Below are 22963 nucleotides of genomic sequence, written 5' to 3' on the forward strand. Positions count from 1 at the left end.
GCCAAAACGCCGGATCAGGAATCGGGAGCGGCAAAGGGTTCCAGTTCCGCATCGAAAGGAACTTCGACCACATTGTTGAAGACGGCCGTCGCCAGCATGATGCCGGCGAGCGCCACGAGGTCAACCAGGACCTTGTGGCTGTAGCGCGCCTTCAGATCCGTCCAGATATCGGGCGGGATGGCGCTGGAATTTTTCACAATCGCACGACCGATCCGATCCAGAAGCAGGTCTTGCGCGCGCAGGTCCAGCGCATCGGGGTCTGCCCCGGAGAGCGTGATGGCGCGACGAAAGAATGTGACGGCGATTTTTGATCCCGTCTCTTCGGAAATCGCCCGGCAAAACACCTGGATTGCCCGGTCGTCGACGTGAGGGATCAGCTCTGCCCGAAGCGTGAACCATTCGGCATAGATGCGATGGGCCTGCGGCGAATGGAGAAGCGTCCGCTTCATGTTGGTCATGCGCCCGCGCAGGCGCAACTCCTCGTCATGCGCCTCACGGATCTCTTGAGATGCAGTTTCGTAGTCGATCATGGGAATGTGCGGCATTGAGACGTCCGGCCCGTTTGCGTGTGCTGCGGCAAGACTTAAAGCGTCTTTGAGCGGGCGCAAGGCCGATCCATGCCCGGGACTGCGGATCCTCACGGAAAAAGGGACGCGTGTCGCCACGCATCCCTTTCGACAACCACCGAGCAGGAGGAAACGGTGGTCTATCTGTTCTTCGTGACACCCTCAAAGCGCGACAGCCAGGGGCTGACGATCATGCCGCCGACATCGCTTCGGTATGCGGCCGTGTCCACCACTTCCGAGAAGGGCTGGATCGGCATGACGATCTCTTCCATGTAAGCCTGCAGATCTTCATAAAGTTTCGTCTGCTTGGCGCCGTCGCGCTCCACCAGCGCCGCCTCGATCATCTTGTTGAGCTTTTCATCCTGAAAACTCGTGCGCCAGCTCTGGTAGTTGGTGAGCTTTGCCTCGTCCGCATTGTTCGGATTATAGGCCATGGAGCGCAGGTTGTTGTCCGGATGCGGCTGCTGTCCTCCGCCGCCGCGCCCGACCAGAAGTTCGAACTTGCGCTCGCGCATCGCACCGTAGATCTGGTCGCCGGAGCCGCTGATCAGATTGGCCTTGATGCCGGCCTGGGCAAGCGTGTTCTGGATGGCCGTCGCAGCCTTCAGGAACGGATCTTCGGAGAGGACGCGCAGGGTCGTTTCGAAACCGTTGGGATATCCCGCTTCCGCCAGCAGCGCCTTGGCTTTTGCAATGTCGAGCGTATATCCCTGGTCCGGCAGCGCCCCCATCACGCCGGTGCTCAGCGACCGCTGGTGCAGCTTGCCGTAGAACGGCATGACGGCTTCATCGAGCCCCTTGTAATCGATGAGATAGCGCAGCGCCTCGCGCACCTTCCTGTTGGCGAACCGCTCATCCTTCATCGACACGGCAAGATAGTAGAAACCCGATCCGGGAACGGACGCAATCGAGACGGCCTTGTCGGCCTCAAGCGCCTTCAGGTCCGGCGCCTGCAGCGAATAGGCAACATCGATATCGCCCTTCTCGATCATCAGGCGCTGCGATTGCGATTCCGGCAGATGCCGCATCAGCACGCGCCGCATGGCGGGCTTCTGGCCCCAGTAGCCGTCGTTTCGGGTGAGGATGATGAATTCGTTGGACTTCCACTGCGTCAGCGTAAACGGACCGGAGCCCGCCGAATTGGTGGTGAGCCAGGCGCCGCCGAGATCGCCATCCTTCTCGTTCTTCAGCGCCGTCTTGCTGTCGATGATCGAGCCGGGACCGTTCTGCGCAAGGATCATGAGGAGCAGGTTCGGATCGTCCGCGCCCGGCAGGTTAAGGACGAAGGTATGGGCGTCCTCGGCAACAAAAAGCGTGTCGGCGGCGTCCAGCTTGAAGCCGCGCGTCTTGAGGAAGGAAGACTGGGCGAGATTGCGCGTCAGCAGACGCTTCAGGCTCCAGGCGACATCCTGCGCCGTCACGGGATTGCCCGAGGCAAACTTCGCATCCGGACGCAGATGGAAGCGGATCGACATGCGATCCTCGGCAATCTCCCATTTCTCCGCAAGCCGCGGCTGCAGGTTGCGATCCTGGGGCGAGAGCGTGACCAGCGTATCGTAGACATTGTTGAGAACCTGCACCGTTTCCCGGCCGGTGATGGCAGCAGGATCAAGTGTGAGGATGTTGCTCATGGTGGTGGCGACCACCAGCTGATCCTTCGGCGTTTCGGCAAGGCCGGCCAGCGGCGACACGCCCGACAGAAGTATGGCAAGCGCTGCGGATATGACAAAAGTCTTCATGCTTCCTCCCTTTCGGCCCCACTCCCTGATGGCGGCCTTTGACATGGCGATCCAGCGGCTACTCCTCCTCGGATGTGGCCGGATCAAGCGAATATGGCTCTGACGGGCGCGGCAAGTGCCTGCCCGAGAGCACGCGTGCTGTCGGCGCTCAAGTGCACGCCATCGATGGGCGAGGCGCTTGCATGACGGCCGGCATCGAAAAAGGCATGGCCGAGCTCCTCGGCAAGCGCCTGGTAAAGCGGGGCAAGCCGCTTGGATTCGTCGATCCTGCGGCCGGCAGCCGGGGTCCCGGCAGGGCCTGCGACGCAGGGCGGCGGCGCTACGATCAAAAGCTTCGGAATGGCCGATTTCGGCTTGTAAGGAAAAGTCTCGACGATCTGCACCAGCCGCCGCATGCCCGAAACCGCCGGCTCTGCCTGTCCTCCATAGACCGGCTTCAGGTCATTGGTGCCGAGCATGATGATGACGAGATCGAGCGGCATGTGGCTGGCAAGCGCGACCTGAAGCGCCTTGGCGCCATTGCGGCAACACGGTCCGGTATGATCGTCATAGCACGTGGTACGCCCGCCAAGCCCTTCGCTGATGACCTTTGCCTGCCCGCCGAGCGCCCCCTCCAGCACTTCCGGCCAGCGTGCATCAGCCGGGTGGCGAAGACCCGTTGCAGGATCGGCGCCCCAGGTCAGGCTGTCTCCGAAGGCAAGGATGGTCCTCATCACGCTCATCCGATCCGGTTGTTCTCGATGAAGTCGAAATCGATATCTTCGCCGAGACCGGGACGATCGGGCACATGCACGTAGCCGTCGGCATCCATCGGGTCGGAAAGCGATTTCAGATAGTCGTGGCCGTCGTCATAGTCGAGGAAGGGATGCAGCAGGCCGCGCTCGTACCAGCGGCAATTCTTCGAGGCCGCCACCACATGCAGGTTCATGGCCGTATTGCCGTGAACCTCGCAATCCATGCCGAAGCATTCGGCCATACGCATGGTTTTCAGCGCAGGCGTGATCCCACCGACATCGTTGACGCCGGTGCGCAGGATATCGCAGGCGCCGGCCTTCACCCATTCGGCCCGATGCCAGTGTTTGCCGGCTGCACTTTCAGGGCCGACGACCGGAATATCGAGATTGTCCGCCAGCCATTTGTAGGAGGACATGGACTGCTCATCCATGGGCTCCTCGATCCAGTCGAAGCCGAGCTTTTCCAGCCCGCGGCCGAGCTCCAGCGCATCGGTGCGCGAATACCAGTGGAAGGCATCGATCATCAGCCGGATATCGGGACCGACCGCCTCGCGTACGGCCGCGCAGGCCTTCAGGTCCATCTTCACATCCGGCGCCCAGCTGACGGGTGGCATCCAGGTGTGCAGCTTGATGCCCTTGTAGCCACGCTTGACCAGCGTTTCTGCAAAACGACCGTAATCATCCGGGGTGGCAAGGCCGCCTTCCAGTTCGTCGCCGCACATGACGGACCCATAGGCCAGCACCTTGTCGCGATAGGCCCCAATCAACTTGTACACGGGTGTGGAGAGCGTGCGGCCTGCCAGATCCCAGAGTGCGCAATCGACCACGGCGAGCGTCCGATCCGTCAACTGGGCCGCCGAGCCGCGTTGCCAGTGGGCAAGATCCTGCCACAACCGCTCGCGATCCCGATGATCCTGTCCGACCAGAACCTTCTTGACGAATTTATCGATCACATGCGGGCGTACAATCTCCGATGCCGTGAAGGAATGCCCTTCGTGTCCATCTTCCGTGCGGATCGTCAGCATGGCCTGCTCCACCTCATGCGGCGGACCAGGATGCGCATGGCCGGCGCTATCGGAGTGGCGGCGCGTGGTCGTGCGGAACCTTCGCACGAAGACATCGGTAATGATCATGAGACTTCCTGTTCACCTGCTACGACAGCCCATCACAAGCATGTCTGATAGGTTTAAGCCATAATCACTAAAAATGTCAAATCTGTATTACAGATTTTCGAAATCCTGGCGCTTTGTGGATGAAGTGCCGAAAAACCCGCATACCATTCCCGGCGAATGTCACTTTCAGACAATTGGCCGGAAGAACGTTCAAGACGGTGCGGGCGCCCTGCGGCATTTCCTTTCCTCAGTTCAATCAGAAGGAACAGGCACGATGTCCAGCAAGCTTCAGGTTCTCACCCCTCAGAACAGCCAGATCATCTTCATCGATCAGCAGCCGCAAATGGCGTTCGGCGTTCAGTCGATCGACCGCCAGGTTTTGAAGAACAATGTTGTCGGCCTTGCCAAGGCAGCCCGCATCTTCGGCATCCCGACCACCATCACAACCGTCGAAACCGACGGCTTTTCCGGCAATACCTACCCGGAACTGCTCGCCGTCGTCCCGGACAATGACATCCTCGAACGCACCTCGATGAACTCGTGGGACGACCAGAATGTTCGCGACGCACTGGGCCGACATGCGGCCAAAGGGCACAAGAAAGTCGTGGTGTCCGGCCTCTGGACGGAGGTCTGCAACACGACCTTTGCCCTCTCCTGCATGAAGGACACCGATTACGAAATCTACATGGTCGCCGATGCGTCCGGCGGAACGTCCGTCGATGCGCACAAATATGCCATGGACCGCATGGTGCAGGCGGGTGTCGTTCCGGTCACCTGGCAGCAGGTTCTCCTCGAATGGCAGCGCGACTGGGCCCGCAAGGAAACCTATGACGCCGTCACGGCGCTGGCGAAGGAGCATTCCGGCGCCTACGGCATGGGGATCGATTACGCCGTCACCCATGTCCATGGCGGCGCCGAGCGCGTCAGCCACGGCAAGCGGATCGGCCCGAACCCTGCTGCAATCTGATCGCGACGCCCCTGCCGATACGCCTTCGGCAGGGGATTTTTCTGGGAAAGGAATGCTCGGATGAAAATCTATCTGCTGTCGCTTGCGGTCGGACTTCTGGTCGGCGTCATCTACGGGCTGCTCAACGTCCGCTCACCGGCTCCACCGATCGTGGCCCTCGTTGGCCTGTTCGGCATTCTTGTCGGCGAACAGATCGTGCCGCTCGCCAAAAATCTCTGGAGCCGGGAGCCTACCGCGGTGTCCTGGCTTCACCAGGTAAAGCCCCACATGTTCGGCCATCTGCCGAAGGGAACACCCGTGGTCAGCGACGCGACGGCGCGTCCGAAGGATCAGTCGCCCGGTCAGAGCGGATGACGACACCTCACTTGAGGGGCAGAAGCGCCCTGCCCTCTCCGCATGCACGGCAATATCGGGATGCAACGGCGCCAGTGACTGCAACGTCCATGGACATGACCATGCGGCAACCTGAACCGCGAAATTCCCGATTGCCGATGTCAGGGGCTTTTCGGTGCGCGCTGCGCTCCCGCTGGGCCGTCTGAGGAAAACAATATGACAGTGACACCAGCAGGACAAGGCGTCCTCACCTCACCCCTCCTCCGGTTCCTGGCGCTCCTTGCCTGCGTTCTGGTTGCGGCCCTCGACACGATAACGGGAGGAAGACGATGACCGTTTCCAAATCCACCGGCGGCAGCTTTGCGCCACTTCGCCAACCGGTATTTGCCGTTCTCTGGGCTGCGACCGTCCTTGGCAATACCGGCAGCTTCATGCGCGATGTCGCCAGTTCCTGGCTGATGACCGATCTTTCGGCCGCACCGGCCGCCGTCGCCATGGTCCAGGCGGCCGGCACGCTACCGATCTTCCTTTTGGCCATTCCGGCCGGCGTGCTGACGGATGTACTCGACCGGCGCAAGTTCCTGATCGCCATCCAGCTACTGCTGGCGAGTGTCAGCGTCACGCTGATGATCCTCTCCCATACGGGTCTGCTCTCCGTCAGCTCCCTTGTCGGACTGACCTTTCTCGGCGGCATCGGCGCCGCGCTGATGGGGCCGACATGGCAGGCCATCGTGCCGGAACTCGTGTCGCGGCAGGAGGTGAAAAGTGCGGTTGCCCTCAATTCGCTCGGCATCAACATTGCCCGTTCGATCGGGCCGGCCGTCGGCGGTCTGATGCTTGCGGCCTTCGGGGCGGCCGTGACCTATGGGGCCGATGTCGCAAGCTATATCGTTGTGATCGCAGCCCTCGTCTGGTGGCCGCGCGCCAAAGATGCCGACGATACCCTGTCAGAGGGGTTCTTCGGCGCCTTTCGCGCGGGGCTTCGCTATACACGGGCAAGTCGTCCGCTGCATGTGGTGCTGCTGCGCGCCGCCATCTTCTTTTGCTTTGCGAGTGCTGTCTGGGCGCTTCTGCCGCTTGCCGCAAGGCAGCTCCTCAACGGTGACGCTGGCTTTTACGGCCTTCTTCTCGGTGCTGTCGGCGCCGGAGCGATCGGCGGTGCGCTTGTGATGCCACGCCTGCGCGAGCGTCTTGATGCCGATGGGCTGCTGCTGGGTTCGGCGATCGTCACGGCGCTTGTCATGGCGATCCTCTCCCTGTCACCGCCACAGTGGCTGGCAATTCTCGTCCTGCTCTTCCTCGGCGCGGCCTGGATCACCGCGCTCACCACCTTGAATGGCGCAGCGCAGGCCCTGCTGCCAAACTGGGTGCGCGGGCGCGGCCTTGCCGTCTATCTGATGGTGTTCAATGGTGCGATGACGGCAGGAAGCCTTGGATGGGGTGCCGTCGGCGAAGCGGCAGGCGTGCCGGCAACCTTGCTGATCGCGGCTGCTGGACTGCTTGCGGCCGGCATTCTCATGAACCGGGTCAAGCTTCCGGCCGGCGAGCCTGATCTGGTGTCATCCAACCACTGGCCAGAACCGCTTGTCGCCGAGCCCGTCTCCCACGATCGCGGCCCGGTGCTCATCCTGATCGATTACCATGTGGAAAAGCACAGCCGCTCGAAATTCCTGCATGCGCTCCATGGCCTGTCCTTTGAACGGCGCCGTGATGGCGCCTATGGCTGGGGCGTGACGGAAGATGCGGCGGACCCGGAAAAGATCACCGAATGGTTCATGGTGGAATCCTGGGCGGAACATCTGCGCCAGCACCGGCGCGTGTCGAAAGCCGATGCTGATCTGCAGTCAACGGTTCTGCAGTTCCACTCGGGCGATGAAAAGCCGCTCGTGCGGCACCTCATCTCGATTGCGGGACGCGAAGCCTGGGATGGAGGGGCCACCTGATAAACCATCCACTATTGCAAAAATCGCAATAGACTTGAAAGAAATATTTCACTTGTGAAAAACCTCTGCCGGCCGCACTATGCCTGCAGACACACGAACACAGGACGAAGATCGCTTCCAGGCGCCGGAGCCGACATGCCGCCCACGCGTTGACGCAGTGCCCTGCCTGCAGGCGCTATCGTCACCGCAAGCGTTGCACTTTCGATCCGGACCATCACCGCAGCATCCGCTGCATCCTCAACCCTTGGAACGACAGGAGAAAAGACCATGGGCTTCGTTACCACTGCAGACGGCACCGAAATCTTCTACAAGGACTGGGGTCCCAAAGATGCCCAGCCGATCGTATTTCACCACGGCTGGCCGCTCTCATCCGACGATTGGGATGCGCAGATGCTGTTCTTCCTCTCCAAGGGTTTTCGCGTTGTCGCCCATGACCGCCGTGGCCATGGCCGCTCCACCCAGGTCGCGGACGGTCACGACATGGACCACTATGCCGCCGATGCCTTTGCCGTTGTTCAAGCGCTCGACCTCAAGAACGCCGTTCACATCGGCCATTCGACCGGCGGCGGCGAGGTTGCCCGCTATGTGGCAAAGCATGGCGAACCGGCCGGACGCGTGGCGAAGGCCGTTCTCGTTTCTGCAGTCCCACCGCTGATGCTGAAGACCGCAGCCAACCCGGAGGGCCTGCCGATTGAGGTGTTCGACGGCTTCCGTTCCGCTCTTGCGGCCAACCGCGCCCAGTTCTTCCGCGACGTCCCCGCCGGCCCCTTCTACGGCTTCAACCGCGAAGGTGCCACGGTCCATGAAGGTGTGATCCAGAACTGGTGGCGCCAGGGCATGATGGGCGGAGCAAAGGCCCATTACGACGGCATCAAGGCCTTTTCGGAAACGGACCAGACCGAGGATCTGAAGGCGATCGGCGTGCCGACCCTCATCCTGCATGGCGAGGACGACCAGATCGTGCCGATCGCGGATTCGGCCCACAAGGCCATCAAGCTCTTGAAGAACGGGACGCTGAAGACCTATCCGGGCTTTTCGCATGGCATGCTGACCGTTAACGCCGACACGCTGAACGCCGACCTCTTGTCGTTCATCAAAGGCTGATGATCGGCTGAATGCCCCTTCGAAGCACCACCTGCAGACGGTTGCACCTTCCGCAGGTGGCCTCCCGGCCTTAAAAATTCAGTCTGCGCCGGGACCTTTCGCACGACGCGCCCGCGCCGTGATCGGTTGATCGGGTTCCGACAGGGGCCGGATTGGAGGCTGCCCGTAGCGGTGTGCCAGATGCGCGACCATGGCGAGCCCGACATGGGGAAGAAGAACGTCTTTGACTTCATCGGGCAAGTCGAACATCGGCAGGAGCGCCGAACCCAGGTTCCAGATCACCGGGTCCTCCGACCCGCGACAGGTTTGGAGGTAATCGACAAGTGGTTCTCCCGCCTCTCGGCTGAGTTCAACGAAATGCGCGCTCGGAATATGGAAGGCCAGTGCGTCAAGATATCCCCGAACGGAGATGCTCGCGCCGCCTTTCAGGCTGACGAGGCAGATCGTTCCCTTCTCATAGGTCTTCAACGGCGACGGTGGGCGGTCCGGCCAGAGATCGGAATGCTGAACATCGACGAGATACAGCATCACCAGAAAGGCATCCTCTGGCGGAAGGACAACCGGAGCGTCATCGTCCTCGTACACGCGCTCCAGATGGACGACAGAGAGTTGCGCATCCTGTAGCGGCCTGACGACCAGTGTTCTTGCCGCTTGTATACCGAAACCTGCCGCAATTCTGTCGCATGCTGTCAAGCCGCCATCCTCAATCGTTTGACCCGGACTGATTGTTCAGCCAAAATGGTTCCGCATCCAAGATTGTCCTATCGTTCATTCCAGTTTCGATCTTGTCGAAAAGCATCGTCACCGCCTGAATTTGCCAGCACGCACAGGCTGGAGGCCGCCGACAAGATGAAACGGATGGCGTCGCGCCCTGTGGAGGTCACATGAAAGAAATCGTCGTGGACCAACATCCCGTAAAGACTGCCACGGATGCGTTCGGCTGCACGCTGAAGCAATTGTCGATGGATCAATCCATGTCGACCACAGACATGGCGATCTTTCGAAAAGGAACGTCAGGCGACAAGCTGGATCAGGTCAAGACGCCCGCAAGCGATCGAGGCTTTGTTCTCGGAGTCTCCACGCTCGGCGGCCACAAGCGGCAGATTTTCCACAAACACCACATGACGAGCCACATCTTCACCGAAAGCTCGATCTATCTTCGCGACCTCTCCGAACCCTACAAGGCCGATCTGCACAGTTCCTTCGATTTCCTGCTGTTCGAAATATCGCCCGCCTCGCTGATGAAGTTTGCCGAAGAGGCCGAACTTCCGGGCGTAAACTCTCTGTCTGCCGAAACCGCATCGAAGGATCTCGTCCTTTCCAATCTGGCACGGGCGCTGATGCCGGCACTGGAGAGACCGAAGGAGGCAAGTGCGCTGTTTGTCGGGCAGATGACCACGGCCATCGGAACCTATCTTGTGCAACGGTATGGCGGACGGGCCGCGGTAGACGCGGTCCGGGCAGGAATGCTATCGCGCAGCCATGAAGCGCTTGCCAAAAACATGCTGATCGAGAACCTGGGCGGCGAAATCTCCATTGCGGACGTGGCACAGGCCTGCAATCTGTCCCGCGGCTATTTCATCCGCGCCTTTCGGGAAACAACCGGGATGACACCGTATCAATGGCTTCTCGGCGAACGGGTAAGGCGTGCCCAGAAATTGCTGCAGGCATCGGACACGCCGCTTGTCGAAGTTGCGATGGCCTGCGGCTTTGCCGACCAGAGCCATTTTACCCGGGTGTTTTCCACGCTGGTCGGCGCATCGCCCGGCAACTGGCGGCGAAACGCACACTAGCGCCTTCCAAGCTTTACGGAAGCGTATCCAGTGTTCCCGCGGTAATTCTCGCACCTGATCTGGTTGATATGACGATCGGGATCGACACCATGCGCGCGACAAGGTCGCTCCGCACCATCCGCGTCTCGGCATGCCTGCTGCAGTTCCTCAATGTCGAGCTATCCTTCGGGCGCTCTTCGAAGGCGCAAGTGTCGAGGCATGCAATCTTGATGTGCAAGCCCAGTCCAAATCAAGACGGCCCACCCACCGGGCGCCCTAGAACGAATTGGATGTCAGGGCACTATCGACGAGACTAAACAGGCCAATCAATGTCGGCCTACATTACTTTCTTGTAAGTGGTTTTTTTTAAAACTTGTGTTTGGTTGGTCGCCTGCCCATCAGGGTGCAAGGTTTCCTGATGCCAGTGCGCATGCATCTTAACATGCACGCATCTTCTCTATACCTCGCTTGAGCGGTCGCCGATGAAAAGAAGTACGAAGATCACCCTGTTCGGCCTCGTGCTTGCCGGCTGCGGAATTGTCTATGCCGCTCGACAGCCGCAGGTGCAAACGCAGGTCCAGGCCATCACCGGCGCCTGGTTCGGGACGAAGCAGAACGACCGCCAGAGCGGGCGCGACCGCGCCATCCCCGTTGTCGCTGCAACGGCTGCAATCGCTGATGTGCCCGTCTACGTCACCGGCGTTGGCAGCGTGAAGCCATTGAATACGGTGGTCGTGCAGCCGCAGGTCAGTGGGCGCATTACCCGCATCGCCTTCCAGGAGGGGCAGGATCTCAAAGAGGGCGACCTGATCGCCACGCTCGACGATGCCCTTTACAAGGCCCAGCTTGACCAGGCGATCGGCAAGAAGGCGCAAGACGAGGCACAGCTCAACTATGCTGTCCTGGAAATGCAACGCCTGCAGCGCCTGATGGGCAATTCCGCGACCACGCAGCAGCAGCTCGACAACCAGGTGGCGCTTGCCGCGCAATACAAGGCGCAAGTCCAGTCGGACCAGGCCTCCATCGAGGCCGCTCAGGCGCAGCTGAACTACACGGTGATCAGGGCGCCGATCAGCGGTCGCACCGGCATCCGTGCCGTCGATGTCGGCAATATCGTTTCGACGGGCGACACGAACGGCATCGTCACCCTCTCGCAGATCCGGCCTATCACCATTCTGTTCTCCGTTCCCCAACAGGATCTTGTCCGTGTCAACGCCGCCGATGCGAGAGGACCACTTGCCGTCGATGCCCTCGGCGACGACGGCAAGACGGTGGTGGCCAAGGGCAGACTGATCGTCGTGGACAATCAGGTCGACACCACCACTGGAACGGTTCGGTTGCGGGCCGAATTTCCCAATGACACCCTGCAGCTATGGCCCGGCGCCTTCGTCAATGCGCGGCTTCTGGTCGAGACGAAGAAGAATGTGGTGACGGTTCCCTCCGCCGCCGTGCAGCGCGGCCCGGGCGGCACCTATGCCTACATCGTCCGGGACGACCAGAAGGTCAGATTGCAGGCAATCACTGTCGGCCTGCAGGATGACCAGACCGCGGTGATCGACAAAGGGCTGTCGGCGGGCGAAAAGGTCGTCACAACCGGCTTTGCCCGGCTGGAGGACGGCGCGCAGGTGCGCGTTTCGACGCCGGAAGAGGCAGACCCCGCCAACATGGCGGTGCCGCTTACCGATGATCAGAAGCCGCGCGGCCAAAGACGCGGCGGCAACCGCGGCAACGGCCAGAACAGGCAGCCGCCGCGCGATGCGGGCGCTGAGCATCCCGCGGCAGCACAGCTCGGCGCGCCCGGTTCTCCAGCGCCTGCCGAAGCCGAAAAACCCTCAGCGGACGCAAAGCCCTCGGCTGGCGTGTCCAGATGAGCATCTCCACCCCCTTCATCGCGCGACCGGTCGCCACCTCGCTTCTGAGCATCGCGACGCTGCTGGGAGGGCTTCTGGGTTTCTTTTCGCTGCCGGTTGCGCCGCTGCCGCAGGTGGATTTTCCGACCATCCGCGTCACCACGCAACTGCCGGGCGCCGATCCGGACACCATGACGGCGCTGGTGACGGCGCCGCTTGAGCGGCCGCTCGGCCAGATTCCGGCGCTCGCATCGATGACCTCGTCCAGCGCCTTCGGCATCAGCCAGGTGACGCTGCAGTTCAATCTCGACCGTGACATTGATGGCGCCGCGCAGGATGTGCAATCGGCCATCAATTCCGCCAGCGGCAGCCTGCCGAAGACCCTGCCCTATCCGCCGACCTACGCGAAGGTGAACCCGGCCGATACGCCGACCATTACGCTGGCGCTGCATTCGGACACCTACCCGATCCGCAATCTCAGCGATTTTGCCGACACGATCATGTCGCAGCGCCTGAGCGAAGTGTCCGGCGTCGGCGACGTGCGCGTCCAGGGCGGCGTCAGGCCGGCGATCCGCGTCCAGGCGGATTTGACCCGGCTCGCATCCTACGGGCTGTCGCTCGAAGACCTGCGCAGCACCATCACCAATGCCAATGTGTCCGGCGCCAAGGGTGCGGTAGACGGAACCTTTCAGTCGTTCACCCTGTCGGCGAACGACCAGATCCATGATCCGGACGTCTACCGCGACACGATCATCGCCTATCGCAACGGGGCACCCGTGCGCCTTAAAGATGTCGCCAGTGTCGTCGAGGGGCTGGAAAACAGCCGTGTCGGCGCCTGGTATCAGGGCCGGCCTGCGGTCATCATCGATATCATGCGACAGCCGGGCGCCAACGTCATCCAGACAGTCGAGGATGTGCGCAAGCGGCTGCCGCGGTTGAAGCTTGCACTGCCGGCCGGCGTATCGCTGGATATCGTCAACGACCGGACGGAAACCATCCGGGCCTCGATCCACGACGTGCAATGGACACTGGCACTCAGCGTGGCACTGGTTATTCTCGTCGTCTTCCTGTTCTTGCGCACGCTGACGGCGACCTTCATCGCCGGGGTGGCGCTGCCGCTCTCACTCATCGCCACCTTCGGCATCATGTGGTTCTTCGGATTCAGCCTCGACAACCTGTCGCTGATGGCGCTGACCATCGGCACGGGTTTCGTGGTGGACGATGCCATCGTGATGATCGAGAACATCGCCCGCCATATCGAGGAGGGCGAAAACCCGATGCAGGCGGCGCTGAAAGGGGCCGGCGAAATCGGATTCACGATCATTTCGCTCACCGCCTCGCTGATTGCCGTCTTCATCCCGCTGCTGTTCATGACCGGCATTGTCGGGCGCATGTTCCGGGAATTTGCCCTGACGCTCACCATTGCCGTGGTGGTGTCTGCCGTCATTTCGCTGACGCTGACGCCGATGATGTGCGCCCGCATTCTGCGCGCACCGAAGGAGCGCAATTCCGGCGTGCTTGGTCTGGTTGATCGCGGCATGGACTGGATGAACGAAGGCTATCGCCGCAGCGTCATCTGGGCCGTCAATCGCGGCTGGCTGATGCTGGCACTGACGGGGGTGACGCTTGCGGTCACCATTGTTCTCTATGTGACGATTCCCAAGGGCTTTCTGCCGGTACAGGATACGGGCCTGATCTCTGCCGTGGTGGAAACGGAGCCGACAAGCTCCTTCGACGTGATGAAAGACACGCAGAAGCGCGTCGGAGACCGGTTCCGGGCCGATCCTGCCGTCGAGAGCGTGATCGCCGTCATCGGCACCAGCGCGTCCAACCTGACGCTGAACACGGCAAGCTACAGCATCGTGCTGAAACCCCGCGACGAGCGGGAGGTTTCCGCCACGGACCTCATCGACCGGCTGCGTGCCTCCGTCGCCGACATTCCCGGCATCCGCCCGACATTCCAGAGCATCCGCGACATCTCGATCAGCACGCGTGCGAGCCGCGCGCCCTACCAGTACACGCTGACGGGCACCAATACGACAACGGTGGCCGGCTGGGCCGATCGGCTGGCGGCCCGCCTGCAGCAGAACCCGCTGCTGGTCGACGTCTCCTCGGAAGTGGAGATGGGCGGTGGTCGCCTTTCGATCACCGTCAACCGCGAGACGGCAGCCCGCCTCGGCGTCTCCATGCAGGCGATCAACGACACCCTCTATGATGCATTCGGCCAGCGGCAGATCAGCACGATCTACGGCCAGGCGAACCAGTACCGCGTCATCCTGGAAGCTGGCGAGCGGTTCCAGGGCGACCCGAAATCGCTGGAACAGCTCTATGTCAGCGGCGCAAACGGCGCCATGGTGCCCTTGAATGCGGTGGCCTCCGTCAAATTCGGCACGGCACCGCTGGTGATCAGCCGCAGCGAACAGTTCCCCGCCGTGACGCTCAGCTTCGATCTTGCCCGCAACGCGTCGCTCAGCGAAGCGATCGAAGCGATCAAGACCGCCGAGCAGGACATCGGCATGCCAGCCAATATCCAGCGGCACTATAGCGGCGACACGGAAGAATTCGACCGGTCGCTGGCCGGCGAACCCTGGCTGATCCTGGCGGCGATCATCACCATCTACATCGTCCTTGGCCTGCTTTATGAAAGCGCCATCCACCCGATCACCATCCTCTCCACCCTGCCGTCTGCGGGGGTTGGCGCGCTTCTCGCGCTGATGTTGTTCGGGCAGGACCTGTCGATCATCGCGCTGATCGGCATCGTGCTCCTGATGGGCATCGTCAAAAAGAACGCCATCATGATGATCGACTTTGCGCTGGATGCGGAACGCCGTGACGGATTGCCGGCGCGCGAGGCTATCGTCCAAGCGGCGGTCATGCGTTTTCGCCCGATCATGATGACGACGCTCGCCGCCCTTTTCGGCGCGCTGCCGCTTGCCTTCGCTGAGGGCACCGGTGCCGAACTGCGCATCCCGCTCGGCATTTCCATCATCGGCGGCCTGCTGCTCAGCCAGTTGCTGACGCTCTACACGACGCCGGTGATTTATCTGGCGCTTGATGGCCTTCGCGCACGGATGCACGAGAAGAGGCCGGCGCGCGCCGCAGAGCTTGAGGAAGGCGATGCGGGAGGCGCGGCATGAACATTTCCGGCCCTTTCATCAGCCGTCCGGTCGGCACGACGCTTCTGGCGATCGGCCTGATGATGCTCGGGCTGGTCGCCTACCGTTTCCTGCCCGTGGCAAGCCTGCCCGCCGTCGATCTTCCCACCATCCGCGTCAATGCCAGCCGTCCCGGCGCCGACCCCGAAAGCATGGCTTCCAGCGTCGCGGCACCGCTTGAGCGGCATCTGGGGGCGATTGCCGGGGTGACGGAAATGACCTCCACAAGCGGCCTTGGCACCACCAATATCTTCCTGCAGTTCGATCTCGCCCGCGATGTCGATAGCGCCGCGCAGGATGTGCAGGCTGCCATCAATGCGGCAGTGGCGGATCTGCCAAGCGACATGCCGAACCTGCCCAGTCTGCGCAAGGCAAACCCGGCCGCCGCCCCCATCCTGACCCTGGCGCTCACCTCCGACACGGTGCCGGCCAGCGCCATTTATGATGCCGCCGATACGGTGGTGGTGCAGCGCATCTCGCAGGTGGAAGGCGTTGGCGATGTTTCGGCCAGCGGCGCCGACCAGCCGGCCGTGCGCGTCCGGCTTGATCCGGACCGGTTGGCGGCAATCGGACTGACCGCCAATGACGTGCGCAATGCCATCGTGAACGGAAACGCATTGGCTCCGGTTGGCGCCATCGATGGACCAAATTCCTTCTATGCGATCTCGGTCAATGCGCAGCTTGTGACCCCGCAGGACTACGGCCGACTTGTCATCCATGCCTCAAACGGAACCGCCGTGCGGCTGGCCGATATCGCCTCCGTCGAGCCCGGCGTGCGTAATCGCCGCTCGGATGCCTGGTTCAACGGCAAGCCTGCCGTTCTGCTCAACATCACCAAGGCAGCGGATGCCAATGTGGTGGCGACCGTCGATGCGGTAAAGGCTCTCATTCCCGAGGTGAAGCAGTTGATCCCGGCCGGCGTCGAAGTGGATGTGTTGAACGACCGCACGACAACCATCCACGCCAGTGTCGAAGACATGCAGTTCACCCTGCTCGCCACCGTGACGCTGGTGATGGCCGTGGTCTTCGTCTTCCTGCGCCGGCTGGTGCCGACACTTGCAGCGGGCCTCACCGTGCCCTTGTCCTTTGCCGGCGCGTTTGCCGCGATGTGGGCCACCAATATCTCGATCGACAACCTGTCGCTGATGGCGCTTGCCGTGGCCAGCGGCTTCGTCGTCGATGATGCGATCGTCATGATCGAGAACATCTACGCCAACCTCGAAAAGGGCATGAAACCGATCGAGGCTGCGCGCGCCGGCGCACAACAGATCGGCTTTACGGTGATTGCCATCAGCGTCTCTCTGATGGCGGCGTTCATCCCGCTGTTCTTCATGGGTGGCGTTATCGGCCGCTTCTTCCTCACTTTCTCGCTGACGCTCGCCTATACGATTGCGGTTTCCACCGTGGTGTCGCTGACGCTGACGCCCATGATCTGCGGACATCGCATCAAGGGTCATGATCTCGAGGCGCGGCGCAGCCGTTTCGATCGCCTCGTCGAAAACAGCCTGGATGGCATGGTCGCCTTTTACGACCGCACGCTGAAAGGCGTGCTGCACCACCGCATCCTTGCGGTCATCACTACTGCCGCCTGCGTGATCCTGACCGGCTACCTCTACACCAAGCTGCCGAAGGGTTTTGTGCCGCGTGACGACACCGGTTTCGTGATGGGCAACAGCCAGGCGGCCAGCGACATCTCCTATCCGGCAATGGTCGCCCTGCAAAGGCGGGCGCTGGCCATCGTCGAGCAAGACCCGGCGGTGCAGAACATCGGTGCCAGCGTCGGCGGCGGTTTCCTCGGCACCGCCAATCGGGGGCAGATGCAGATCTCACTGAAGCCGCCGGGAGAGCGGGATCAGACGGACGTCGTGATCGAACGGCTGCGGCGTGCAACCGCCGTCATTCCCGGCCTCGACACCTCGTTCTTTTCCCCGAGCGATATCCGGATCGGCGCGCGCTCGTCGGATTCGCAGTTCCAGTTCACGCTGTGGGATGCCGATTACAACGAGCTGATCACCTGGGCGCCGCGCATTCTGGCCCGCCTGCGCCAGGAACCGCTGCTGACCGACGTCAACAGCGACCGGCAACCGAACGGGCTGCAGGCGAATGTCGTGGTGGACCGCACCACAGCGTCCCGCCTCGGCGTCAAGATCACAGCCGTCGATACGGCACTCAACAATGCCTTTGCACAACGGCAGGTGACCATCGTCTACGGGGAGCGCAACCAGTACCGCGTCATTCTGGAGGCCTATCCGGATTTCGCCAAAGACCCGGAACATATCCTGAAGATCTACGTGCCCGGCAGTGGCAATACGCAGGTCCCGCTCGGTGCCTTTGCCAAGGTTGAGCGGACGCTGGCGCCAATCGGCGTCAACCATCAGGGCCAGTTTCCGGCCGTCACCATTTCCTACAATGTCGGGCCGGAAACGACGCTGTCGCAGGCCAATGACGCCGTGAAGGCCGCCGTGGCCGGGATGCATCTGCCCGATACGCTGCATGCGGAATTTGCCGGAGACGCCGCCAATGCCGCCAAATCCTCCGGCAACCAGCCGATGCTCATTCTCGCAGCACTGCTCGCGGTCTATATCGTGCTTGGCATTCTCTATGAAAGCCTGCTGCACCCGTTGACCATCATCTCCACCCTGCCCTCGGCCGGGCTCGGCGCGCTTCTGGCGCTTTGGGTGAGCGGCACGGAACTGACGATCGTCGCCTTCATCGGCATCATTCTCTTGATCGGCATCGTCAAGAAAAACGGCATCATGCTCGTGGACTTCGCGCTGGAGGCCGAGCGCCATCGCGGCATGTCACCGGAAGATGCCATCCATGAAGCCTGCCTCAAGCGCTTCCGCCCGATCATGATGACCAGTCTTGCCGCCTTCATGGGCGCGCTGCCGCTGGTTCTGGCCACAGGCCCCGGTGCCGATCTTCACCGCCCGCTCGGCATCACCATCATCGGCGGACTGATCGTGTCGCAGGCGCTGACCCTCTACACGACGCCGATCATCTACCTGATCCTCGCAAGGCTTTCGGCGCGCTTTGGCAGACGTGGCAATAGAGCGGCAAATGGAAGGGATTTCTCATTTCCCATGCGGGCGGAATAAGGGGACGGCTGCGGCGGCTTCAACGCCACGACGGTCCTAGCCGCCCGGGAGCTGGAGAAATTCCGCCCTTACTGGTTCGAGGCAGTCCAGACACCGCATGTCCATCTCATGCACAATCGTCGGTATAAGAACTTCCGTCGACCGTGCCAATTAATAATCCACGCTCCGAGCCAATATGGTCGTCCGCTTCGGATGGGTGCAAAGCTCCACGTAATCGGTACGCGGCTCATAGGGTTTTCTGTACTCCACCTGCAGGACTGCGCAATCGCGGGCAGGCGCCACCACGTAGTAACGGTGCTTGTGCTGTGGGGCCGCCCGATAGCCATCAATCATGTCTGCCGCGTGAGAGGGTGCTGCAACGGCGCACAGAGCGGTAAGCGACATTACCCAAAACGACAATTTCTTCATGTTTATCTCCTCGTTGGCGCAACAGCATCTAGGGCGCCCTCTGCATAAGTCGAGTATCGAGACCAAGCGACTTAAATAGAGTGACCATAGAATGTTCGATCCTGAAGAGCCGACCTTTGGGAGATCAGGTCGGCCCGCGGCATCCTGTTACGGCCCGAGACGCAGCCGCGTCAGGCGTCCATATTTCCTTCGCCGTCAGTCTGCGGTCCAGCCGCCGTCGACCATCAGGGCCGTGCCGGTGATCATGGCGGCGGCATCCGAAGCGAGGAAGGTCACCGGGCCCATGATGTCCTCCACCTCGCCGACGCGGCCGAGCTTGATCTTTTCCTTGATCCAGCGAACCCGATCCGGATTGGCGAAAGTCTGTTCGGCAAGCGGCGTGCGGATGAAGGTGGGGCAGATCGTGTTGACCCGAATGCCGTGGCTTCCCCATTCGATTGCCATTGACTTTGTAAAGCCTTCCACCGCGTGTTTGGTGGCGCTGTAGACAGCCCGGTCGATGCCGCCGACATGGGCCATCTGCGACGAAATGTTGATCAAAGAGCCTGGACGCCGCGACGCAATCAGCCTCTTCGCCACTGCCCGCGTGAGGAAATAGGCCCCCCTCAGATTGATCCCGACGACGGCATCGAAATCGGACGGCACCGTATCGACAGCGGGACCGTGGCGGGCAAGGCCCGCGCTGTTCACGAGAATATCGAAGGGGTCGAGCGAAGCCACGATCCGTTCGGTCGCCTCGACGTCCTGCACGTCGAGCATCAGTGACCGGGCCGAGAAGCCGAGGTCCGCCAGCTGCCTCACCGTCCCGTCCAGCTTGTCCGCCGAGCGGGCGGCAAGCGTGACCTGCGCTCCCGCTTCGGCAAGCGCGACTGCCGCCGCCTGCCCTATGCCCGAAGACGCACCGACAACGAGTGCCGTCTTGCCCTCCAGGCGAAAGGAGGGTGTGCGCGGCAGGGTGGCGGCCGTCATTCCGCGGCCTGCCCGTAACCGACGTTGCGGCGACCGTAGCGGCGGACGCGCACATTGCACTGTTCCGCGTGGCCGACGAAGCCTTCAAGAATGCACAGCCGCGACCCGTAAGCGCCGATCATCGCCGCCGCCTCGTCGGTCAGCACCTTCTGGTAGCTATGCGTCTTCAGGAACTTGCCGACCCAGAGACCGCCGGTGTAACGCCCGGCCTTCTTGGTCGGCAGCGTGTGGTTGGTGCCGATCACCTTGTCGCCATTGGCCACGTTGGTGCGAGGACCGAGGAAGAGCGCACCGTAGCTGTGCATGTTTTCGAGATACCAGTCGTCGCGATCGGTCATCACCTGCACGTGTTCGCTGGCGATGTCGTTGGCGACGTCCAGCATTTCTTCATGGGTGTCGCAGACGATGACCTCGCCGTAGTCTTCCCAGCTCCGCCGCGCCGTCTCGGCAGTCGGCAGTATGGCGAGAAGGCGTTCGATCTCTTGCAGCGTGGCTTCGGCAAGCTTGCGGCTGGTGGTGAGCAGGACCGCCGGCGAGTTATACCCGTGTTCAGCCTGGCCGAGCAGGTCGGTGGCGCAGATTTCCGCATCGACCGTGTCGTCGGCAATCACCATCGTTTCTGTCGGACCCGCGAAAAGGTCGATGCCGACACGGCCGTACAGCTGGCGCTTGGCTTCGGCGACGAAGGCATTGCCGGGGCCGACGAGCATATCAACCGGCTTGATCGTTTCGGTTCCGAGCGCCATGGCACCGATTGCCTGAATACCGCCCATGACGAAGATCTCGTGCGCACCGCCAAGCTTCATCGCGGCGATGACGGCCGGGTTCGGCTCGCCTTTGAAGGGTGGTGTTGCAGCAATGATGCGCGGTACGCCGGCGACCGATGCCGTGGCGACCGACATATGCGCAGAGGCGACCATCGGAAACTTGCCGCCCGGCACGTAGCAACCGACCGACTGCACCGGAATGTTGCGATGGCCCAGAATGACGCCGGGCAAGGTCTCCACTTCAATATCCAGCATGGAATCCCGCTGCGCGCGGGCGAACTTGCGGACCTGCTCCTGGGCAAACTTGATGTCTTCCATGTCACGCGGCGCGACCTTGTTCATCAGCGCCTCGATCTCCCCTTCACTGAGGCGGAAGGACGCGGGCGAGTACTTGTCGAACTTCTCCGAAAGTTCGCGGACAGCCGCGTCGCCGCGCGTCTCGATATCGGTGAGAATACCTTCGACGGTCGTGCGAACCTTCGCATCGTCTTCAGAACGGGCATCCGCCGGCTTCCCGCGCTTGAGATAGGTGACAGTCATGGGTCATGATCCTTTATGACAAGAATGTTGGCCCTGCCCGGTGGGCAAGGGAATTCAGGTGCCGAGGCCGGCATCCTTCTTGAAGGCAGCAAGTCTGGTCAGCATGCGGTCCCGCCAGTCGCGGCGCCTGGCAAGGTCACCGGCGGCGATCGCTGCGCGCCTCTCTGTTTCAGCGCGGGCAACTGTCTCTGCGGCCCAGGGCCCCGGCGGCGGATGACGGACCTGCCCGGCATACATGGGGCCGAGACGCGACGCGTAATCGGAGATGCCACCCGGCGCATTGAGATCGATCGTTTCGAACGGCCCCATGAAGCTCCACCGAAGGCCAAGACCATGAGAAATGGTCGCGTCGATATCGGCAAGGCTCGCATAGCCGTCGTGATAAAGCGCCCAGGCTTCCATCAGCAAGGCGCCCTGCAGGCGGTTGAGGATGAAACCGTCGATCTCGCGCGTGAGTGTCACCGGCGCCTGCCCGACCGCCTGCATCAGATCGCGCGCTGCAATCGTTGCATCGGCATCGGTCCAGGGAGCCGGCACCAGTTCGACCACCGGTACCAGATGCGGCGGATTGACCGGATGGGCGATGAGAAACCGGCCACGGTTGCGGCAGCCTTCGGTAAACCGTGAGGCCGGAATGCCTGAAGAGGAAGAGCCGACGACCGCGCTCGGCTGCATCACCGCATCGATCGCAAGGCTCACCTTCGTTTTGGCTTCCACCGTTTCGAAGACAGATTCCTGAATATAAGAGGCTCCATCCAGAGCCTCCTCAAGCGTATCCGTCACGGTCAGGCGGGAGAGCACATCGGCCGGATTTTCGATGAGCCCGGCCTCTGCCAAATCGCCGAGACTGCGTTCAGCCCAGGGAAGGATGCCGTCGCGCACAGAGGCCGAAGGATCAAACAACCGGGTATGATAGTTGGCTCTTGCAAACACTATTCCCCAACCGGAGCCGACGAGGCCGGCCCCAACAACCGCAACGGTCTTCTTCATATGCGTCACCCCGCGACTCGTGAGGTTTCGCCATCAGCCAGGCAGATCTCGGTGATCCGCAGGCCTTCCTTGGTGATGCGTGACGGGAAGGTATCGCGCAGCCGCTCCTCGTGGACAGGAATGACGCGATGGGCGTCATATCCCGCCTGTTTCATCATCTCTTCGGTCGCCAGAACGAGGTTCGTCTGGCTGCCGACCGCAAGGCCCACCGGCACGTAAATTTCCTTCTCGCCGACGGCAGCGCCCGGCCCCCTGATGTTTTCGAAGACATAGACGAGGTCGCCCGCCAGCACCCACGGATCCTCAGACTGGGTCTTGCCGTCATTGCGAACGGTGACCCACATCGAGCCCCAGGTATGGCTGTCGTCGGCGGCATGCAGATCAATGCCGGGCAGCACGTCGGTGACCGAACCGTTCACCGTCGTCAGCCGCTTTTGCTGGGCAAGCTCGACACCGCGTACGATATCGCCCGGATCAACGGCGACCATCATCCAGCGCAGCCGGTCGGGCAGCGACATGGCCCAGACCCATTTCGAAATCTCGCGCTCTTGGATGTAGAACTTGGCTTTCGGGAAATCCTCGACATTGCCGAAATGGTCGAAATGCGCATGGGTGATGAAGCAGGTATCAACGTCCTCCGGCTTCACGCCGATCTCAGCCAGCACCGTCGCCGGGCTGCGCCAATTCTCGACTGCGAAGCGGTCAGCAAGCGTCTTGCCGTAAGCCTTGTCGTTATATCCGACATCGACCATCGCGATATGATCGCGGCCTTTGATGACGACGTAGCAATAGGGCAGCTTCACATAACCCTGGTTGTGCGCACCGTAGAGCACACCGCTCTTGTGGTAGTTCGGCACGAAGGAATATTCGCAAACCCAGATAGAATAATCAGCCATGTTGTCCTCCCGTTTGAATT

The 22963-nt window shown here is 61.7% G+C and carries 18 protein-coding genes; 8 read left to right on the forward strand and 10 right to left on the reverse strand.

Translation table 11 applies throughout. The annotated features are described in order from the left end of the window. Positions 1-14 precede the first annotated feature (14 nt). The 4 genes from ACEXP3_RS09845 to ACEXP3_RS09860 all read right to left on the reverse strand — a co-directional run bounded on the left by ACEXP3_RS09845 (position 15) and on the right by ACEXP3_RS09860 (position 4172). Complete coding sequence (locus ACEXP3_RS09845) at positions 15-545, reverse strand: carboxymuconolactone decarboxylase family protein (protein WP_377297100.1); 531 nt, start codon at positions 543-545, stop codon at positions 15-17. A gap of 161 nt (positions 546-706) precedes the next feature. Beyond that, positions 707-2305 carry an ABC transporter substrate-binding protein gene (locus ACEXP3_RS09850; RefSeq protein WP_377297101.1) on the reverse strand — a complete coding sequence of 533 codons (1599 nt, stop codon included), beginning with the start codon at positions 2303-2305 and terminating at the stop codon, positions 707-709. A gap of 83 nt (positions 2306-2388) precedes the next feature. Next, positions 2389-3018 carry an SGNH/GDSL hydrolase family protein gene (locus tag ACEXP3_RS09855; RefSeq protein ID WP_377297102.1) on the reverse strand — a complete coding sequence of 210 codons (630 nt, stop codon included), beginning with the start codon at positions 3016-3018 and terminating at the stop codon, positions 2389-2391. 5 nt (positions 3019-3023) lie between these two features. Continuing rightward, positions 3024-4172 carry a mandelate racemase family protein gene (locus ACEXP3_RS09860; RefSeq protein ID WP_377297103.1) on the reverse strand — a complete coding sequence of 383 codons (1149 nt, stop codon included), beginning with the start codon at positions 4170-4172 and terminating at the stop codon, positions 3024-3026. A gap of 253 nt (positions 4173-4425) precedes the next feature. On the opposite strand from ACEXP3_RS09860, the gene ACEXP3_RS09865 reads away from it, so the two are divergent. From ACEXP3_RS09865 to ACEXP3_RS09880, 4 genes are all read left to right on the forward strand, one after another. Next, complete coding sequence (locus ACEXP3_RS09865) at positions 4426-5118, forward strand: hydrolase (RefSeq protein WP_377297104.1); 693 nt, start codon at positions 4426-4428, stop codon at positions 5116-5118. A gap of 60 nt (positions 5119-5178) precedes the next feature. Beyond that, positions 5179-5472 (forward strand): XapX domain-containing protein, encoded by a 294-nt coding sequence (locus ACEXP3_RS09870; RefSeq protein ID WP_210106625.1) that lies wholly within the window; start codon positions 5179-5181, stop codon positions 5470-5472. 308 nt (positions 5473-5780) lie between these two features. Further along, on the forward strand, positions 5781-7394 hold the full coding sequence (locus ACEXP3_RS09875) for an MFS transporter (protein ID WP_377297105.1): 1614 nt from the start codon (positions 5781-5783) through the stop codon (positions 7392-7394). Between the two features lie 267 nt (positions 7395-7661). Beyond that, complete coding sequence (locus ACEXP3_RS09880) at positions 7662-8498, forward strand: alpha/beta fold hydrolase (RefSeq protein WP_377297106.1); 837 nt, start codon at positions 7662-7664, stop codon at positions 8496-8498. A 78-nt stretch (positions 8499-8576) separates the two neighbouring features. Here the strand turns inward: ACEXP3_RS09880 and ACEXP3_RS09885 are convergent, their stop codons facing one another. Continuing rightward, positions 8577-9191 carry a hypothetical protein gene (locus ACEXP3_RS09885; RefSeq protein WP_377297107.1) on the reverse strand — a complete coding sequence of 205 codons (615 nt, stop codon included), beginning with the start codon at positions 9189-9191 and terminating at the stop codon, positions 8577-8579. A gap of 269 nt (positions 9192-9460) precedes the next feature. On the opposite strand from ACEXP3_RS09885, the gene ACEXP3_RS09890 reads away from it, so the two are divergent. From ACEXP3_RS09890 to ACEXP3_RS09905, 4 genes are all read left to right on the forward strand, one after another. After that, positions 9461-10291: a helix-turn-helix domain-containing protein gene (locus ACEXP3_RS09890; protein ID WP_377297201.1), complete on the forward strand. Its 831-nt coding sequence runs from the start codon at positions 9461-9463 to the stop codon at positions 10289-10291. A gap of 461 nt (positions 10292-10752) precedes the next feature. After that, positions 10753-12141 carry an efflux RND transporter periplasmic adaptor subunit gene (locus tag ACEXP3_RS09895; protein WP_377297108.1) on the forward strand — a complete coding sequence of 463 codons (1389 nt, stop codon included), beginning with the start codon at positions 10753-10755 and terminating at the stop codon, positions 12139-12141. After that, the gene (locus ACEXP3_RS09900) at positions 12138-15257 is read left to right on the forward strand and encodes an efflux RND transporter permease subunit (RefSeq protein ID WP_377297109.1); all 3120 of its coding nucleotides are present in this window, start codon (positions 12138-12140) and stop codon (positions 15255-15257) included. The genes ACEXP3_RS09895 and ACEXP3_RS09900 overlap by 4 nt, the downstream gene beginning before the upstream one ends. After that, complete coding sequence (locus tag ACEXP3_RS09905) at positions 15254-18373, forward strand: efflux RND transporter permease subunit (protein ID WP_377297110.1); 3120 nt, start codon at positions 15254-15256, stop codon at positions 18371-18373. The genes ACEXP3_RS09900 and ACEXP3_RS09905 overlap by 4 nt, the downstream gene beginning before the upstream one ends. Before the next feature lie 150 nt (positions 18374-18523). Here the strand turns inward: ACEXP3_RS09905 and ACEXP3_RS09910 are convergent, their stop codons facing one another. From ACEXP3_RS09910 to ACEXP3_RS09930, 5 genes are all read right to left on the reverse strand, one after another. Beyond that, positions 18524-18781: a hypothetical protein gene (locus ACEXP3_RS09910; protein ID WP_377297111.1), complete on the reverse strand. Its 258-nt coding sequence runs from the start codon at positions 18779-18781 to the stop codon at positions 18524-18526. Between the two features lie 195 nt (positions 18782-18976). After that, entirely contained in the window at positions 18977-19750 is a 774-nt protein-coding gene (locus tag ACEXP3_RS09915; protein ID WP_377297112.1) for an SDR family NAD(P)-dependent oxidoreductase, read from the reverse strand. After that, complete coding sequence (gene hisD, locus ACEXP3_RS09920; protein ID WP_377297113.1) at positions 19747-21057, reverse strand: histidinol dehydrogenase; 1311 nt, start codon at positions 21055-21057, stop codon at positions 19747-19749. The genes ACEXP3_RS09915 and hisD overlap by 4 nt, the downstream gene beginning before the upstream one ends. Positions 21058-21111: 54 nt before the next feature. Continuing rightward, positions 21112-22047, reverse strand: a complete 936-nt coding sequence (locus tag ACEXP3_RS09925) for a 3-hydroxyacyl-CoA dehydrogenase (protein ID WP_377297114.1) — start codon at positions 22045-22047, stop codon at positions 21112-21114. A 5-nt stretch (positions 22048-22052) separates the two neighbouring features. Continuing rightward, a complete protein-coding gene (locus ACEXP3_RS09930) occupies positions 22053-22943 on the reverse strand; it encodes an N-acyl homoserine lactonase family protein (protein WP_377297115.1) in 891 nt (296 codons plus the stop codon). Positions 22944-22963 lie beyond the last annotated feature (20 nt).

Source organism: Neorhizobium fuzhouense, assembly GCF_042611105.1.
Taxonomy (GTDB): Bacteria; Pseudomonadota; Alphaproteobacteria; order Rhizobiales; family Rhizobiaceae; genus Neorhizobium; species Neorhizobium galegae_A.